This window comes from Arsenophonus endosymbiont of Apis mellifera (assembly GCF_903968575.1).
Lineage (GTDB): Bacteria > Pseudomonadota > Gammaproteobacteria > Enterobacterales > Enterobacteriaceae > Arsenophonus > Arsenophonus apicola.
Window position 1 is genome coordinate 216373 of sequence record NZ_CAJCFU010000060.1, and the last position, 18432, is coordinate 234804.

The window sequence follows — 18432 nt, forward strand, 5'->3', positions numbered from 1 at the left end:
TAAAATTCTTTTTTTGCCGACAAAAACGCATAATTACATTATCAAATTCAGATTTTAACTTGTTAATAATTTATTGACAGAATTGTTTAATTAATTTCAAATCAAATAAATTTTTACTGGGATTAGTTATTTTGTTTAAATTATTCTGCTCTAAACATCACTTTTTAAAATTTAGTTCTCACTTAAAATATGGGTAAAATTAACGGGTTAAACTAAGGAAAGTTATGTTCGCCATTAATAAAACGAACTTCAATCAAATACCCACTTACCAATCAGATACACGAAGAGCTTCTCCCTCGCTTTCAACAATTGAAAAACAGCATCTTCATTTTCTGGATTCTCTCTATACTAATGAGGATATTAGTCACCCCATACACTCATATGATGAAGCGTTAGCACTTTTAACCCCAATTTATGATAAAGATTATGTTGAAAATAAATCTAAAATTAATTTTGTATCAACAATGAATCAATTTAATCAATTAGAAGGTTATAAGAAATGCCATTTTATTGATTGGTATAGTATTCAAGATTACCAATACAGCAGCTACACTTATTTAAATAGTATGCTAAAACTTGGGGCTGCGGCTAATCATCATCACCCTTTAGTGGCCCAATTAAATTTATCTTTAATGCATTTATCATTATTCGATAATTATCATAGCCAATTTGTGCCTAGAATGGTTTATCGTGGTGAAGTCAGAAAAGCTGCCGATATGATGTTCTTGCAAAGGAATAGTTCGCAAAAACTTGATAATTTCTTCAGTACCAGTGATATCCTTGATAATGTTATATCTTATTTAAAAGACATCAATTCATTAGCTATTAATGAAATTAATGTGTTATATGAAATTCAATATAGTGAACCTTTAGTCGGTGCCAATATTTCCGCTTTATTAAAAGATGGCAAACATGAAGTATTATTCTGGCCAAAAACAGAATTTATTATCACCGATATAAAGTCTAATCCTAAAGACAAAAATATAACCATACGAATGAAAACAGCCAACCTTGAGCAACATGAATGGGATAAACAGTTGTATTCTTTACTATGATGCTATGTATAATAAAAACAATAGCTGCTAATATTTAGCTATTAATTTTATTTACAAGGTGTTGCTAACTTAATATGTTAACTTCAGAAAATAGTGTAATTTACTCAGTTAGCCAACTTAATCAATCTGTTCGGCAATTACTTGAACTTCAAATTGGCAGAATTTGGCTTAATGCAGAAATTTCTAATTTTTCTCAGCCGGCTTCTGGCCACTGGTATTTCACTTTAAAAGATGAAAAAGCGCAGCTACGCGCTGCGATGTTTCGTGGTCAAAATATACGGGTCAATTTTCGGCCACAAAATGGTCAACAAGTGTTAGTTAGAGCAACTGTTACCATGTACGAACCGAGAGGAGAGTACCAATTAATTATCGACAATATTCAACCTGCAGGTGATGGGTTATTACAACGACAATTTGAAATATTGAAACAAAAACTTTCAGCTGAAGGACTATTTGCTCAATATTACAAACAAGCGCTACCAATGCCCGCCAAACGCTTAGGGGTAATTACTTCAGCAACAGGCGCCGCATTACACGATATTTTGAATATATTAAAACGCCGCGATCCTTCATTACCTGTCATTATTTATCCCACCGCCGTGCAAGGGGAAGATGCACCTTGCCAAATTGTTCGTGCCATTAAGTTGGCTAATCACAGGCAAGAGTGTGATGTACTGATTGTCGGCCGGGGTGGTGGTTCATTGGAGGATTTATGGGCTTTTAATGATGAAAAAGTTGCGCGAGCAATTTTTGCCAGTCAGTTACCAATTATTGCTGCGGTTGGTCATGAAACCGATGTAACTATTGCCGATTTCGTTGCCGATTTACGTGCCCCGACACCCTCAGCAGCGGCAGAACTAGTCAGTCGTAACCAACAAGAATTACTCCGCCAACTACTTGAACAAAAACAGCGACTGGAAATGGCGATGGACTATTTCTTGGCGCGTAAACTACGTGTGTTTAATCAATTACAACATAAACTACAACAACAACATCCTGAACTGCGGATAACCCGCCAACAAAATTATTTGATTCAGCTGCAACAAAAACTTGTTAGCGCCACCCAACAATATTTACAGCAATTTAATCGTCAACAATATAGCCTGGAACAACGTTTAATATTATGTGATCCGCGACCACAATTACAAAATTGTCGCCAACGCTATATTCAACATGAATTCCAATTAAAACAATTAATTAATCAAACATTAAGCCAATATCGAGAAAAATTTGCTATTAGCTGTTCTCGTCTTCAAGCAGTAAGTCCATTAGCAACATTAGCGCGTGGTTATAGCATCAGTGAATTACCTGATGGCAGGATTTTAACCAATACCCAACAAGCAGATATTGGGGGAAAAATAAAAACTCGCCTAAAAGATGGCTGGCTTGAAAGTAAAATCTTATCGATCAATAAAATTACTTAATTTAAATAAATTATCATATATAAAAATAGTTTTATTAGCCTTATATTAAATTATTATATAAGGCCAGCAAAAATTTATTGAATATCAAAATCAGGAAAATATTTTTTATTATCATCTAGCATCAAAATAAAAGCATATTCCAGTGCCGTATCCTTTAAGCGGTTAAAACGACCCGATTGACCACCATGGCCGGCTTTCATATTTGTTTCCAACAATAAGACAGTATTACCTACTTTATACTCCCTTAATTTAGCCACCCATTTAGCCGGCTCCCAGTATTGAACTTGGGAATCATACAGGCCCGTGGTAACCAGTAAATTTGGATAACGTTGCTGTTTAATATTGTCATAGGGGCTGTATGATTTTAGGCGGAAATAAGCTTCTTGTTCAGCAGGATCACCCCATTCATCATATTCTCCGGTTGTTAATGGAATTGAGGGATCAAGCATCGTTGTCACAACATCGACAAAAGGAACTTGAGCAACCACCCCTCGATAGAGTTCCGGTGCCTGGTTAATCACCGTTGCCATCAATAAACCACCAGCACTGCCTCCCATCGCATATACCCGTTTTACATCAGCATAACCCTTGGCAATCAATATCTTAGTTGCATCAATAAAATCACTGAAACTGTTAGCCTTATTTTCAAGCTTACCTTGCCGATACCAGGTTTTACCTAAATCACCGCCACCACGAACATGGACTAATGCATATACAAAACCTCTATCTAATAAACTCAAACGTGCTGAACTAAAAACCGGATCCACATTAATACCATAAGCACCATAACCATAGATCAAAATAGGATTTTTGCTTTTTTGCCATAGATCTTTGCGATATACCAACGAAATCGGTACTTCGGTACCATCTTTTACTCGAACCCAAATACGCTCACTGGTATACAGTGACTTATTAAATCCATTGACTTGTTGTTGTTTTAGCAAATCACGTTGTCCAGTTTGCATATTTATCTGCATAACGGATATTGGTGTAGTCAGTGATGAATAACCGTAACGTAAAGTTTCGCAATCAGGTTCTGGATTATAATCAATCCACGCGCTATATACCGGTTCATCAAATGGAACCATTATTTGCTGTTTTGTCTGCCAGTCTATTTGACGAAGATTTACCAATCCATTACGACGCTCTTCAACCACCAGCCAACGGTTAAAAAGCGCAAAATTTTCTAGATCAGTCTCTTTATTTGGTGTAATAACCGTTTGCCACGGCTGTTCAATTGATTGAGTGGTATATAAGCCAAATTGCTCCGATTGGTGGTTAGAGCGAATATAGAAATTATCACGAAAATGATCTAAGTCGTACTCACGACCAGTTTGGCGAGGTGAAAATACCGTAAGCGCTTCAGTGGGGTTATTGGCATCGATCAATCGATATTCTGTTGTTTCTGTACTACTAATCGATAACAGGATATACGCTTTTGAGCTACTTTTTGCTATGCTCAAGTAAAATCGGTCATCACTCTCCTGATAAATTTTTTTATCTTCAACCCGCTCTTTTCCATATTGATGGTAATAGACTTGATAAGGTAACAATGTTTGTGGATGGTTTTTAATATAATAGAGTGTTTGATTATCATTAGACCATACAATATTACCCGAGGTATTTTTAATTACCCCATTTTGCCATTTTTTACTATCTAATTGTCTAAATGAAACCTCAAACTGACGACGCCCTTGGAAATCTTCAACAATTGCCAAACGATTATTATCTTCAGAAACAGCAATACCAGCCAATGTATAAAATTGATGTCCCTTCGCACGTTCATTACCATCAACTAACATCTGCCAATCACTATTTTGGTTAACAGGTTTACGCTGATAAATAGGATAATTTTTACCTTCTTGATAAAGGGTACGATAAATATAACCATTATAAATATAAGGCACCGATTGATCTTGTTGCTCCATACGAGCGACCATCTCACTAAACAGTTGTTCCCTTAATGCAGTGCCCGATTTTAATACCGTATTGGTATATTGATTTTCTTCAGTCAAGTATTTGATAATTTTTTTATTTTTTCTTGTATCATCTCTTAACCAATAATAATTATCAATGCGGGTATCACCATGTAATACCATTTTATGTGGTTGCTTTTCTGCCATTGGAATTATCATTTTTTCTCCTGCATAGCTGGTAAACACGATTATATTTAACAACCAGGTTAATAGTACCATGTTTAAATATCGATAAGGAAAGCAGTGGCTTAATTGCATCATTATCAAGAACACCCTATTAGCAACTGTTTAGTTATTTAATAACAAAAATTTAATCAATAAAAGACAGCCATCGCAATTAATTACCCCTTTTTTTAAATAAGTTTATAAATAATTAATTAACCCAATTTACAAGCTCTATTTTATTGCCATAACACAATAAACCTCTGTAATTGCTATTACAGAGGTTTAAATTGGTGATGAGTCTTATACTATAATGGCTGAGTTTGTGCTTCCGCTGCTGCAAGCGCAACCATGTTAACGATACGTCTTACCGACACAACCGGTGTTAATATATGTACTGGTTTTGCTACTCCCATTAATACCGGCCCCACAGTGACTCCATTAGAACTAGTAACACGAAGTAAGTTATAGCTAATACGCGCAGCCTCCATATTAGGCATAATCAACAAATTAGCCGATCCTTTTAATGTACTATCTGGCATAATATCTCGCCGAATACTTTCAACTAACGCTGCATCGCCATGCATTTCACCATCAATTTCCAACTCAGGAGCGGCATGTTTAACTAGGGCCAATGTTTTACGCATTTTTTGCGCCGATGGGCAGTCTGAAGAACCAAAACATGAGCGAGATAATAGTGCCACTTTAGGCTCAATACCAAAATGCCTTACTGCCTGTGCTGCCATCAGTGTAAGTTCTGCCAGCTCCTCTGGTGTGGGATTATCATTCACATAGGTATCAGCAATAAAAGTATTTCCTGTTGGCAACATAAGTGCATTCATGGCGCCAGCAACCGAACTATTCTGCCGGAAGCCAAGCACATTTTTTATAATATTAAAATGTTGATGATAACTACCCACAGTACCACAAATCATGCCATCAGCTTCACCTTGGTGGATCATTAACGCACCGATTAAGGTTGGGTTATTAATGACTTCCCTACGTGCCATTTCCTGCGAAACACCATGGCGCTTCATTAATTGATAATATTGTTGCCAATAGATTTTGAAACGCGGATCGTTTTCATTATTAATTAACTCAAAATCATCACCAATTTTAATTTGTAACCCAAGTTTCTCAATCCGCTTTTCAATAACACTGGGTCGACCAATTAAAATCGGATAAGCTAAACCTAAAGATATTAATTCTTGTGTTGCATGCAATATGAGTTCTTCTTCACCTTCCGCTAATACAATCCGTTTTTTCTCTTTGCGAGCCAGAGAAAAAATTGGCTTCATAAATAGGTGGGTGCTATAGACGAACTCATTAAGCTTTTCTATATAAGAATTAAAATCTTCAATAGGTCGGGTTGCTACTCCTGACTCCATCGCTGCTTTAGCAACTGCCGGCGCAATTTTAACGATTAAGCGCGGATCAAAAGGTTTCGGAATAATATAATCAGCACCAAATTTTAATTCCTGATCACCATAAGCAGAGACAACAACGTCATTCTGTTCAGCTAATGCCAAATCAGCAATAGCCTGAACGCAAGCTAGTTTCATCTCTTCATTGATTGTGGTGGCACCAACATCCAACGCGCCACGAAAGATAAAAGGAAAACAGAGTACATTATTTACCTGATTAGGATAATCTGAACGCCCAGTGCAGACAATCGCATCAGGCCGGGCAGCTTTTACTAATGAGGGGAGAATTTCTGGTTCTGGATTGGCTAATGCTAAGATAAGCGGGGCATTAGCCATCGATTTTACCATTTCTGCCGTCAATACACCGGGTGCTGAACAGCCTAAGAAAATATCCGCACCTGGAATAACATCAGCTAAAGTACGTAAACCATTATCTTCGATTGCATAAGCGGCTTTGGTTTCATCCATTACTTCATCGCGGCCTCGATAAATAACCCCTTTTGAATCACAGACAATAATATTGCTACAATTAAGACCTAATGCCACTAATAAATTCATACAGGCGATAGAAGCAGCACCTGCACCGGAAACAACTAAACGTACCTGCTCAATTTTTTTATTAACAATACGCAGACCATTCAATATCGCGGCGGTTGAAATAATGGCCGTACCATGCTGATCATCATGGAAAACGGGAATTTGCATTTTTTCACGCAGTTTTTTCTCAATATAGAAACATTCTGGCGCTTTTATATCTTCTAAATTGATTCCGCCAAAGGTTGGCTCCAATGCAGCAATAACATCGATCAGTTTATCTGGATTAGATTCGTCTATTTCGATATCAAAGACATCAATGCCGGAAAATTTTTTAAATAAAACCCCTTTGCCTTCCATAACGGGTTTACCGGCCAAAGCACCTATATTTCCAAGACCTAATACTGCCGTACCATTAGAAACTACCGCCACCAAATTACCCTTAGCCGTATATTTGTAAGCGGCCAAAGGATCTGCTGCGATTTCAAGACAAGGATAAGCAACACCGGGAGAATAAGCGAGAGCCAGATCGCGTTGTGCCGTTAATGGTTTAGTTGGGGTAACTTCAATTTTTCCTGGTTGGGGAAACTCATGAAAATCAAGCGCACTTTGTTTTAATTTTTCATCCATTGTGTGTCCTTAAAGAATTTTATTAGCAAAAAACATCCCCATTATAATAATCTCTATCAATGAAATCATGACATATACAACAATTTCGATAGAAACAAGTAAACCGCAAACATCATATCAGTAAAATTAACATAACTAAATAATATTAAAATTAAAATATAAAACTAGTTACATTTATATTATTAATTTTTTTATAATTATAAAATTTAAGATTATTGAATTTAAAATTATTAAATTCTATGTGTTTTTTATTTAAGATAATTACCTTTTGGTTATTTCATTAATATTGTTTTTCTTATATTCTTGCACTGTTTTTTTTTTCAAAAAACTTTAAAGACTAATAATTAAAATCAGTTGTAAAAACACCATTTATTTCTACAGGCATTTAAAAAGGAATATACTATGTCTAATCATTCAATAATGTTGGTTGATGAACATCCCCTTATACGTCATAGTTTAAAACAGCTCATTAAAGCCGCACCTGAATTTACTGTTGTTGCCGAAGTAAGTAATGGTATTGATGTTATTAATGTAGCAAATCAATTAAAACCAGATATTATTATGATAGATATTAATATATCTAATATGTATGGTCCTGAAGTTATTCGTCAAATTAGAAAAGAGGGGATTAAATCTTATATATTAATTCTCTCTCTTTCTGCTAATCGAATTGATGTTTATAATGCTATCGATGCTGGTGCTAATGGTTATTTATTAAAAAATTGCGAATTAGATATGTTAGTTAATAGCTTAAAAAGTGCAGCAAATGGTTTACCGATTTTTAGCAATCAAATTCATCAATATTTAAATAATCGTCATCAATATCAAGATCCACTTTCTTCATTAACAAAACGTGAATTTGAAGTATTACGCGAAATTGCTAATGGATTAAAAAATAGAGAAATATCTAAATCTCTTTTTATTTCTGAAGAAACAGTCAAAGTACATATTCGTAATTTATTGAAAAAACTTAATGTGCGTTCTCGCTTAGAAGCCAGTTTAGTTTATATGCGCGCTAAATAAAATTAGCATAGACAAAATATCACTAAAGGAAGAAGAAATGATTTATTAAAAAATCATCCCATGATACATAGTTATATGCATTGCTTAATTAATACATCATTTTATGTGATGTAAAATATATTTTATTAAATATTTTTATAATCGATTTCTAATACATTTAATAAGTATTCTACTTAATGGTAGCCTTATATAGATTATTATCGCATTTTGCAGCATTATAGAGATCTTAGTGCTACATATCCAAAAAGGAAATTATGATGTCAACATCAATAAGTTACATACTTTATGGTATAAAAAATTGTGATACTATTAAAAAGGCACGTCAGTGGCTTGATAATCATCATATAATCTATCAATTTCATGATTATCGCACAGATGGGATCTCAATTGAATTACTCGAAATTTTTATTCAACATTTGGGATGGGAAGCCTTGATCAATAAACGTGGTATGACCTGGAAAAAATTGTCCGATGAGCAAAAAGCGAATATTATTGATGTCGCTAGTGCTAAAGAGTTAATGTTAAAATATCCAGCAATTATTAAACGCCCATTATTAACAACTACTGATAACCATTATCTACTCGGTTTTTCAATAGACGAGTACCAACGATTTATGCATCACAGAGGCTAACTATGATTTGTCCTGTTCTTAAGCTAGCGCAACAACTTATTCAACAACCTTCTATTAGCCCCAATGATCATGGCTGCCAAACCATCTTAATTAATCGACTGAAAAAACTTGGTTTTTCAGTTGAAGTCATGCCCTTTGACGATACCGCCAATCTATGGGCCTATCATGGGGAACAAGGGGAAACGCTGGCTTTTGCTGGGCATACCGATGTTGTTCCGGCAGGTGCAACTCAAGATTGGCGTTATCCTCCTTTTACACCAATATTAAATAACGGGCTGCTCTATGGCCGAGGAGCAGCTGATATGAAAGGTTCGCTTGCAGCAATGATTGTTGCTGCCGAAAGATTTATTAATGATTATCCCAACCATGCTGGCCGATTAGCCTTCTTAATTACCTCTGACGAAGAAGCTAAAGCGACTAATGGAACGGTAAAAGTGGTTGATAAATTAATGGCACGCAACGAACAAATTGATTATTGCATTGTAGGTGAACCGTCTAGTCAGGAAAAGCTAGGTGATATAATCAAAAATGGTCGTCGAGGTTCATTAAGCGCAAAACTCACTATCCAAGGAACACAAGGGCATATCGCTTATCCACATTTAGCCAATAATCCGATAAATAGTTCATTAGCGTTTTTAAATGAGCTGGTTAATAAAAAATGGGATATCGGTAATGCATTTTTCCCTCCCACCAGCATGCAAATTTCCAATATCCATGCTGGCACTGGCAGTAACAATATTATTCCTGGTAAGTTAATTATACAATTCAATTTTCGCTTTAGCACTGAGCTCACCGAGCAACAAATTCGCCAACAAGTAGAAGCAATGCTAAAAAAATATCAACTTAGTTATGAAATTGAGTGGTCATTATCCGGCCATCCTTTTTTAACCAAAAAAGGTAAATTAATTAATATTGTTAGCCAGGTTATAGAGCAATATTGCGGCTATCAACCTCAGCTATCAACCGATGGCGGCACATCTGATGGCCGTTTTGTTGCTAAAATGGGCGCCCAAATTGTTGAGTTAGGGCCTTTAAATGAAACTATTCATAAAGTTGATGAATGTGTAAGTGTTGTTGATCTACAGCAATTAAGCTTTATTTATCAGCAAATTATGCAAAAAATATTATTGCCGGCCTAAAATTTTAGTTAACTAGCTTTATTCTTAACAAGATAATAAATTGGGCTAATTCTTAGACCCATCGATTACTGGCAACCTGGATATATAACCGAGCAATAGCGCTAAGATAATTAATAGTCCCCCTCTGATCCACCAACTTGTAACTAACCAAAGTGAGAAAACAAAAGTAAATAAAATTATAATAATTAGCTTAATTTTAACGCCTTTAGGTAATGCTCTATGCTGTTGCCAATGGCGAATATATTTACCAAACCATGAGTTATAAAGTAACCAGTGATGAAAACGTGGCGATGAGCGAGAAAAGCACCAGGCCGCTAATAGCAAAAAAGGGGTAGTGGGTAATAAGGGTAAAAGTAGTCCAAATGTCGCTAAGACAATACTAATCCAGCCCATAATAATGAGTAAAACTCGTTGTAAATGCATACTGAAATCAATAATAGTTATACGATGATGGAAAACAGAGTATACTTTTATTTACTACATTGCTAATAGGAAAACGTCCATGCATTGGTTAGCTGATTACTGGTGGATTATCATTCTGCTTCTGATTGGCATTATCTGGAGTGCTGTCAAACAGATGCAAAAAATTGATCCTAAACGTTTTTTAGATAATAAACCCAAACTTCCTCCTCATCGTGATTTTAATGACAAATGGGATGATGAAGATGACTGGCCTAATCAAAAAAAACATTAACCCATAATTTAAGTTTTTCTGCTCGCTGCCAGTCTAATTCTGATAATGCATCAGCAATATCGTTGCGTACCTGTTTTAACCACATTTTTTGTCCAGTTAATTTTAACTGCTGACAGCATACCTCAATAGGTAGATTATGTTCACAATGAATTCTCGTTGCTGTTAAAGCCAGTCTTGATTGCATTAATAACCGTCGAATTGAGGGATAGCTAACTGAAAAACTTCTATTACCATGAGCAAAGCCAGCCAAAACCTGCCAATCTTCATCATTTAATTGATCATCCTTAATAGCTGTTAGAGTTAAACCAGTTAACTGGTTGATATAAAAGGCGTCGCGTTTTAACAAATAGTGTGCTCGTGACACCCATAGTTTAGCCTTGGGTGATAAGGGCAATATCGCCATAGCGGTATAAAATCCACTTGTTGCTTCCTTACGGCTACCGATCCTGACCAAATGAAAACCATTTTGCTGCCATAATCCCTGCAACTGTTCACAATAGCCAAAGCTAACAGAAAGAAAATCCTTTCCTTCTTTAATTGCCTGCTGTTGACAAAAAGTAAGTAATTTTGTTGCTACACCCTGGCGACGGAAAGCTGCAGTAACGGCTATACGGCTTATTCGCTGAGAATTCATTTGTGCCGCTTGCGGAAAATAACTGTGTGCTGCTAAAGATTGAGCAACTAAATTACCTCTAGGTCGACGTCGTCCAGCCCATACTTCATGAGCAAGCGATGCAGATAATCCCCCTTCATTTACTAACCATAATACAGCTAGCAGATGTTTTTTTTGTTGCGCAACCAATAAAGTCATTCCTTGCGCATCCAATAATCGTCTTAAATCAAGGGGGGAGGTACGATAATGCGCGTTAGTCAGCAAACCATATATGGCTGATAATAATTGTGGCTTTTCAATCAATAAAGATTGCGATATGGGTAACAACGCAATGTGATGGTTATTTAATTTAGTTATCGTTGCTGGTTTGGGTAAATATTCTTTTAGTAATAAGCTGTTATTTAACCAATTTTCCAAAGGATCATTTGATGCCCATCGGATCGGAGTCGTTAGCGTGATAATGTGACATTGCGTAAATTGAGTACAAAGTTTTAGCAAAAATCCTCGCCCTGTACCTTCATAGCCATTAACCGTCGTCGTAAAGAGTAAGCGTGGAAAATAGTGTGTTAATTGATTTAGTTGGGCAATCGGGATCATCGCCGCTTCGTCAATAATTAACCAATCAATTTCAAGTGGTTTTTGTAATTGACAAGTAGCCAATAAATTGTCAACCGACCAATAGCGAATTTTTTTGTTGCTATAGTGAGTTAATACCGTTGACGCTGTTTTTGCCGGTACACAAACCCAGCACTCCCCCTGCCACCTTTCAATCAACATACCAGCCAAGGCAGATTTTCCTCTACCACGTGGTGCAACTAATGCCCAAATTCCGTCCTCACCGGTCAGTAGATGCTGCAAAATTTTTTCTTGTTCAATCGTTGGTTGCCCATTGGGCTGATGCCAAGCGGATATTTGGGGTAGCGCAAGAGCGGTAAAAGGTTTCCCTTCACACCATAGCAAAACGTTAGCATCATGTTGTAGATGATACTTTAACCAGGAAACAAAATTTGGCACCGCTATTATCGAGGCGACTTCATTCCAGCGTTGACTATCTTGATCCAGCTGCTGAGACCAGGTTGTCCATTCAGGTAGGCAAATGATAAGATAGCTACCCGCTTTTAGCGTCCCGGCCAACATCAGCAATGCTTCAGTATGAAATCCCTTTGTTGCATCAAAAACCCCATGTAAGAACTCTTGTCCTAACAGTGACGCCGCTTTTTGTGGTGCTATAGCGTCAGGCCAATGCGATGAAATGGTTTGCCAATCACCAACCATCCCTTGCTTAAGCGCAACTAGCTGTGTAAGGATCCAGTTGCTCTGACCACTTAGCACTAGTAAGCGCCGTTGGCCCTGAATGCACAACTGAAGTTGTAAATTAATCAGGCTAGCAATAGTCACTAAAACTTGCCAATCAATAAAGAGAGAAGACCGGCTGCGATTAATGGACCAACTGGAACACCACGGAAAACAGCAACACCTATCACCGTGCCAACTAATAATCCGGCAACAGTTGACGGTTGATTAGTCATCAAAGAGACGCCTCTACTGCCCAACCATGAGACTAAAATGCCAATCACAATTGCCAACAACGATTTCCAGTTAAAAAAAGAGTTAACAACATCATGTGGTGAGATTTTGCCACTCGCAATAGGAGCCATTACACCAATAGTTAAAATCAAAATACCTATGGTTAAGCCATATTTTTCAACCCAAGGGAAAAAATTATTAAGCGGCGTAATTCGAACAACCAGCAAAAATAACATCGCCAAGGTAACCGTCATGTTATGACTAATTATTCCCAAACCAGCCAATACTAATAAAATAAGTAATGTTGGATCAAAATTACCCATAAAATTATTTACCAATAAAAATATATAATTAACTTATCCTATCAATAAATCATGACCGAGCAAAATAAATAATAAAACCCTACTCGTGGCTAAAATTATGCTAAAATATAACGACTTTTATCGCATTAAAGCGCGCCAAAAGTATTACAACTTTTAAAATCGCCGGTATCATAGCCTTTTTTAAACCAAGTATAACGCTGCTCTGAGGTACCATGAGTAAAACTATCTGGCACGATGCGTCCCTGGCTTTGTTGCTGTAAGCGATCATCACCGATTGCCTGAGCGGCAGCTAAAGCTTGTTGTAAATCCCCTTCTTCAAGGAGACCTTGCTCATCCATTTTATTACCCCAAACACCGGCAAAACAATCAGCCTGAAGTTCAAGCTTAACCGAAAGCTTATTCGCTTCGCTACGACTCATACTCTGTTGCGCTTCTCTAACTTTCTGATCAATACCTAATAAATGTTGCACATGATGACCCACTTCATGGGCCACAACATAGCCTTGCGCAAAATCACCTACTGCCCCGAGCTTATTTTTCATCTCTTCATAAAATGACAGGTCAATGTAAACTTTCTGATCAGCAGGACAATAGAATGGTCCCATAATTGCCTGACCAGTGCCACAGGCAGTGGTTGTATAACCTCGATAAAGTACTAATTTAGGCTCAGTATAACTACGCCCCAACCGACTAAACTCTTTTTGCCAGACATCTTCCGTTGAAGCCAATATCACTGAGGTAAAATCAGCTAATTGCTGATCTTTAGCACTGATTGGTTGGTAATTGGCTTGTTGAGAGGAATTAATGTTGGATCCGCCAGTGATAAAACTGGTTAGATCGATACCATAATAGCCGGCAACGAGAACAACTACCAAAATGAATAAACCACTTTTTCCACGTAATGGCAACCTCATACCGCCGCCACCAAAAGGTGATCCCATTCTACCAGATTGATTTCGTCGGTCTTCAATATTATCGCTTCTACGATGATCCCGCCAGCGCATATCATCTCCCACTATGACATCAATAATTAGCCCTTAATGGGATTATAGCGAATCATCTTCATTATTGTGTAATTATTAACGCACAATGGAGGATATAATTCAATAAATTCATCCCCATGCTACGAATTAAATAGAAAATGACTATATAATAAAAAATTAAGCAAAAAAATAATGCCAGCTCAGTGCAAAGCGGTAAAATATCGATGCACAACTGGATTGAGGATTTGCATAATCAACCTTGTAGCCGCCATCATATTGTGACTAATTGCTATCATAAGCAAATATGCTGAATTGTTTTTTCTCATAAGGATTGTATTCATTATTAACTATACCTTTATCTAAGTGTGATAATTTTAGTTAAAAAATTAATATTGAAATTTATCCATATCATTGGTAAATAACTATATACCCAACTTTGTCCAATTTAAGCTATTCATATAATTTAATTTTTTTTATTTTTAATCGTTTTATTTAGTTATATTTAACTATTTTGTTTATTAAATAATAAAAATATGAATTTAACATGATAAAAGACCAGTAAAAACAATCACCAATTCGATTAAAACGCAGCCACAAAAAAACAATAAATTACCTATTTATAAAATAAGATTAAAATTTTACGATAGCAATTTACCTCATAGTCTATCCATCTCGTTTATTTTATAGAACACTGCGAGCAGCCAATAAATACTTAAGCTGTTCTAATCAATTATTAGAAGTAGTAGCTAATATGAACAATCAATGAATAATGCTGGTTATTAAACAATCTTTATTTGAGACTTTTTTGTAAATAACTTCTTCAATCTAAGCAAACACCTATGCGCTTAGCAACCTCTTCATAAGCTTCAATTAATCCACCTAGACTCTGACGAAAACGATCTTTATCTAATTTATTCTTAGTTTTTTTATCCCATAAACGACTACCATCTGGTGAAAATTCATCACCTAAAACAACTTGACCATTAAACAGACCAAATTCAAGTTTAAAATCAACGAGGATCAAGTCTGCTTTATCAAAAAGTGCATTTAATACTTCATTCGCTTTATAACTTAGTCGTTTCATCTCGCCAAGATGTGTCCCGCTAACCCAACCGAAAGTTTCACAATAAGACTCATTAATCATTGGGTCATGCTGAGCATCATTTTTCAAAAAAAGATCAAAAATAGGTGGTTCAAGCAATTTACCCTCTTCGATACCTAGCCGTTTAACGAGAGAACCGGCTGCTCGATTACGAATAACGCACTCAACTGGGATCATAGTCAATTTTTTTACTAATGATTCAGTATCTGACAGTATGCGTTCCATTTGAGTTGGAATGCCGGCTTGCGCCAGTTTTTGCATAATGAAATAATTAAATCTATTATTTATCATTCCCTTACGTTCAAACTGCTCTATACGCTCACCATCTAGTGCCGATGTATCATTGCGAAATTCTAATACTAATAAATTAGGATCATCCGTAAGATATACGGTTTTCGCTTTTCCGCGATACAACTCAGCTTTTTTCTGCATTTTATTGACTCCGAAATTTGATCATTTTAATAAAAAAACACTTAAATAGGACATTAAAGCAAGACGCAAACGTTTACTTTGTTTGATAGATGAGAATAACATATTAGCAGTTATTTATGTTAATTAAATAACTTTAAAGGAAACATTTGTTAGCCCATAAACTCAGCGAGTAAAATAAAAAAAACAGATGATCTATAGTAAATAAATCACTATAAATCATCCATCATTTATTTAGGCAATGTTTTAGGTCAGGAAATTAACTCCGTTTTATTAACTAATTGCTGCTCACTTTACTAAACGCCGTTTTTAATGCAGAGACCATTTCATCATTTTGTTTTTGTGTTAAGGTTGTCCCTTTTACCGCCATAAATTGCAAACTACTACGATTATTCATATCGCCAACTTGCAATTTATAATCACCTTTTGCCATGGTTGGATTATCGACGCCAATCGCTTGCCAATCACTATCACTCATACCATTATAAGTGAGGTTAATTGCTCCCGTCGAACGACTACGATCACCAACTTGCATGCCAATGCTTTCAAGCACCGAGGGTAATCTATCCCAAACAACATCATACGGCGCACGCACAATGATTTGCGGCAACCCACTGCTATCACTACCCGTTTGCACATCAATAATGGCATAACGCCCCTGGATATCAGAACTGGTTGCGGTATTACGCAATTTATTTATTGAATCAATCAGCTCATTTAACATTAAAATATTATAGCGTTGTATTTCTGCCGCATCGGTTATCAGCTCTTCACCCTGCTTTATACCTTCATTAGTCACAGTAACAACTATTTGAGTATTTTGTGCATCCAATTGAATTTTCTGCCGAGTTTGTAAAGGAATATCTTCATCTCCTCGCGGCCAAGTAATCCAATCGGTAATCAAGAAATGGTCAGAATCGTTTTTTTGCCTAATTTTGATCGTTTTTTGTTGCAAAATAGCGTTAATTTGCGACCAAAGAGCGCTGTTTTCAACTGTATTACTTAAAAATAAGCGACTCGCAGTTAAACTATTTTCGGTATGAGTGTCGCTAAGTAGCGAAAGGGTTTGAATGGGAGGGCGTATATCTAATGCTTTACCTACAGCACCATTTTGATTAGCTGGCGGAATATCATATTCACCGTTTTGTAATGGTAACGACATACCTTGCGGAATAGTCAAATTTTTTAAGGCTGGTGTATTTAAATATGACTCGTCACCACTAACTTGACGCTTATAACGTTGATTAGTCGTGCAAGCGACCAAAAATACCGCAAGTGACAGTGCTACAAGCTTAACAACCTTTGATTCATGTAATAATGTTGCCATTAAATTTCCCTAAATTTTTTGTAAATCAGAAATCTTTAGCGCCTTTTGTACCGCTATCTGACCGGTCAGTGTTAATGGTGTCATCGGTAAGCGCATTGTATCAGAATTAATAAGTCCTAACTGATAACAAGCCCATTTAATGGGAATGGGATTAGGCTCGATAAATAATTGATGATGCAAGTCACTTAGTCGATAATTTAACTTATGCGCTTCGGCATACTTTCCTGCTAATGCAAGCTTGCATATTTCAGCCATTAATTTGGCAGCAATATTAGCTGTTACAGAAATTACCCCTTGCCCACCTAATTGTATAAAGTCTAACGCAGTTGCATCATCACCACTAAGCAAAATAAAATTATCATCATTGGTTAATCTGCGAATGCGATTTACCCGACTTAAATCACCACTGGCTTCTTTAACAGCAACAATATTACCTAACTTTGCTAATCTAGCAACTGTCTCAGGCAATAAATCACATCCGGTACGCGCAGGAACATTGTATAAGATTTGCGGCAAATCTGTCTGTTCGGCTATGGTTTTAAAATGCTGATAAAGTCCTTCTTGTGAAGGTTTATTATAGTAAGGAGTTACCGCCAAACAAGCAACTACACCGGTTTTTTCCAAAGATTTAGTTACTGCAATTGCTTGTTTGGTGGCATTTGCGCCACTGCCGGCAATAATTGGAATTCTGCCATCAGAATACTCTAATGTGGTCAATACCACATCCAAGTGCTCGCTATGCTCAAGGGTTGCTGATTCTCCTGTTGTACCAACAGATACAATCGCGCTTGTGCCATTATTCACATGATAATCAACCAGTTTTTTCAGACTAGGCTTATCTATTCGTCCTTTTATATCCATTGGGGTAACAATAGCAGCTAGACTTCCACGCAAAAAATTCCGATATTCAATAGAATTATTAACCATAACCTTTTTCCTAAATGTGACATTAAAATTATGGTACTTTTTCAGTCTAAAGAAAAAAACCTTCTCATACACAAAATTTAATGAAATTTATTAATAACCACGCTGTATTAAGAAAAATAAATAATGATTATCAGCCTACTTTCCTGTTTATTTTTCTTGCCTAATTTATTATTTTATCAGCAAATGAATCTTTTAAAATTAAAAAACTAGCTAAAAAGACACTATTTCACTCCATTAAATATCATTTAATTACTCATTACTCTGTCAGCGTATTATATTGATATATTTGTTTTTTATCTTGGCAGGAGCTTTTTTTTATGGTTACCATACGATATTCAAGGTTATTGTTTATATTGTTCCCGAGATAGTTAAACAATTTACTTGCTTATTTATCACACAGAGCTTCGAGCTAGCCCAATTAGGATTAAATAAGATCAAGCCACAAACAAATAGGATGAATAACTTGAAATTGATATAAATGCCCCTTATTGATGATAATGAATGAATT

Annotated in this window: 15 protein-coding genes; 6 read left to right on the forward strand and 9 right to left on the reverse strand. The window is 36.1% G+C overall.

What is annotated here, in order from left to right:
- Positions 1-224 precede the first annotated feature (224 nt).
- Together H1X92_RS10035 and xseA are read left to right on the forward strand one after the other, a co-directional pair.
- Positions 225-1055, forward strand: a complete 831-nt coding sequence (locus tag H1X92_RS10035) for a hypothetical protein (RefSeq protein WP_180560003.1) — start codon at positions 225-227, stop codon at positions 1053-1055.
- Between the two features lie 74 nt (positions 1056-1129).
- Entirely contained in the window at positions 1130-2479 is a 1350-nt protein-coding gene (gene xseA / locus H1X92_RS10040; RefSeq protein ID WP_180560004.1) for an exodeoxyribonuclease VII large subunit, read from the forward strand.
- A 74-nt stretch (positions 2480-2553) separates the two neighbouring features.
- On the opposite strand, the gene H1X92_RS10045 is transcribed toward xseA, so the two are convergent.
- Complete coding sequence (locus H1X92_RS10045; protein ID WP_180560005.1) at positions 2554-4614, reverse strand: S9 family peptidase; 2061 nt, start codon at positions 4612-4614, stop codon at positions 2554-2556.
- Positions 4615-4925: 311 nt separating this feature from the next.
- Positions 4926-7205, reverse strand: coding sequence for an NADP-dependent malic enzyme (locus tag H1X92_RS10050; protein WP_180560006.1), 2280 nt, complete (start codon positions 7203-7205; stop codon positions 4926-4928).
- A gap of 402 nt (positions 7206-7607) precedes the next feature.
- On the opposite strand from H1X92_RS10050, the gene H1X92_RS10055 reads away from it, so the two are divergent.
- From H1X92_RS10055 to dapE, 3 genes are all read left to right on the forward strand, one after another.
- Positions 7608-8228, forward strand: coding sequence for a response regulator (locus H1X92_RS10055; protein ID WP_180560007.1), 621 nt, complete (start codon positions 7608-7610; stop codon positions 8226-8228).
- Positions 8229-8482: 254 nt separating this feature from the next.
- Positions 8483-8860: an ArsC family reductase gene (locus tag H1X92_RS10060; protein WP_180560008.1), complete on the forward strand. Its 378-nt coding sequence runs from the start codon at positions 8483-8485 to the stop codon at positions 8858-8860.
- A 2-nt stretch (positions 8861-8862) separates the two neighbouring features.
- Complete coding sequence (gene dapE, locus H1X92_RS10065) at positions 8863-9999, forward strand: succinyl-diaminopimelate desuccinylase (protein ID WP_180560009.1); 1137 nt, start codon at positions 8863-8865, stop codon at positions 9997-9999.
- 45 nt (positions 10000-10044) lie between these two features.
- On the opposite strand, the gene H1X92_RS10070 is transcribed toward dapE, so the two are convergent.
- Positions 10045-10422, reverse strand: a complete 378-nt coding sequence (locus H1X92_RS10070; RefSeq protein WP_180560010.1) for a DUF454 family protein — start codon at positions 10420-10422, stop codon at positions 10045-10047.
- Positions 10423-10501: 79 nt separating this feature from the next.
- On the opposite strand from H1X92_RS10070, the gene H1X92_RS10075 reads away from it, so the two are divergent.
- Positions 10502-10693, forward strand: a complete 192-nt coding sequence (locus tag H1X92_RS10075; RefSeq protein ID WP_180560011.1) for a YpfN family protein — start codon at positions 10502-10504, stop codon at positions 10691-10693.
- On the opposite strand, the gene H1X92_RS10080 is transcribed toward H1X92_RS10075, so the two are convergent.
- From H1X92_RS10080 to dapA, 6 genes are all read right to left on the reverse strand, one after another.
- The gene (locus tag H1X92_RS10080; RefSeq protein WP_225507396.1) at positions 10674-12704 is read right to left on the reverse strand and encodes a tRNA(Met) cytidine acetyltransferase TmcA; all 2031 of its coding nucleotides are present in this window, start codon (positions 12702-12704) and stop codon (positions 10674-10676) included. The genes H1X92_RS10075 and H1X92_RS10080 overlap by 20 nt on opposite strands.
- Positions 12704-13156, reverse strand: a complete 453-nt coding sequence (locus tag H1X92_RS10085; RefSeq protein WP_180560012.1) for a DUF441 domain-containing protein — start codon at positions 13154-13156, stop codon at positions 12704-12706. Before H1X92_RS10085 ends, H1X92_RS10080 begins: the two co-directional genes overlap by 1 nt.
- Before the next feature lie 125 nt (positions 13157-13281).
- Positions 13282-14160, reverse strand: coding sequence for a KPN_02809 family neutral zinc metallopeptidase (ypfJ, locus tag H1X92_RS10090; protein ID WP_180560013.1), 879 nt, complete (start codon positions 14158-14160; stop codon positions 13282-13284).
- Between the two features lie 799 nt (positions 14161-14959).
- On the reverse strand, positions 14960-15673 hold the full coding sequence (purC, locus tag H1X92_RS10095) for a phosphoribosylaminoimidazolesuccinocarboxamide synthase (RefSeq protein WP_180560014.1): 714 nt from the start codon (positions 15671-15673) through the stop codon (positions 14960-14962).
- Positions 15674-15947: 274 nt separating this feature from the next.
- Positions 15948-16997: an outer membrane protein assembly factor BamC gene (bamC, locus tag H1X92_RS10100; RefSeq protein WP_180560015.1), complete on the reverse strand. Its 1050-nt coding sequence runs from the start codon at positions 16995-16997 to the stop codon at positions 15948-15950.
- A gap of 9 nt (positions 16998-17006) precedes the next feature.
- The gene (dapA, locus tag H1X92_RS10105) at positions 17007-17924 is read right to left on the reverse strand and encodes a 4-hydroxy-tetrahydrodipicolinate synthase (RefSeq protein ID WP_180560016.1); all 918 of its coding nucleotides are present in this window, start codon (positions 17922-17924) and stop codon (positions 17007-17009) included.
- Positions 17925-18432: the final 508 nt, after the last annotated feature.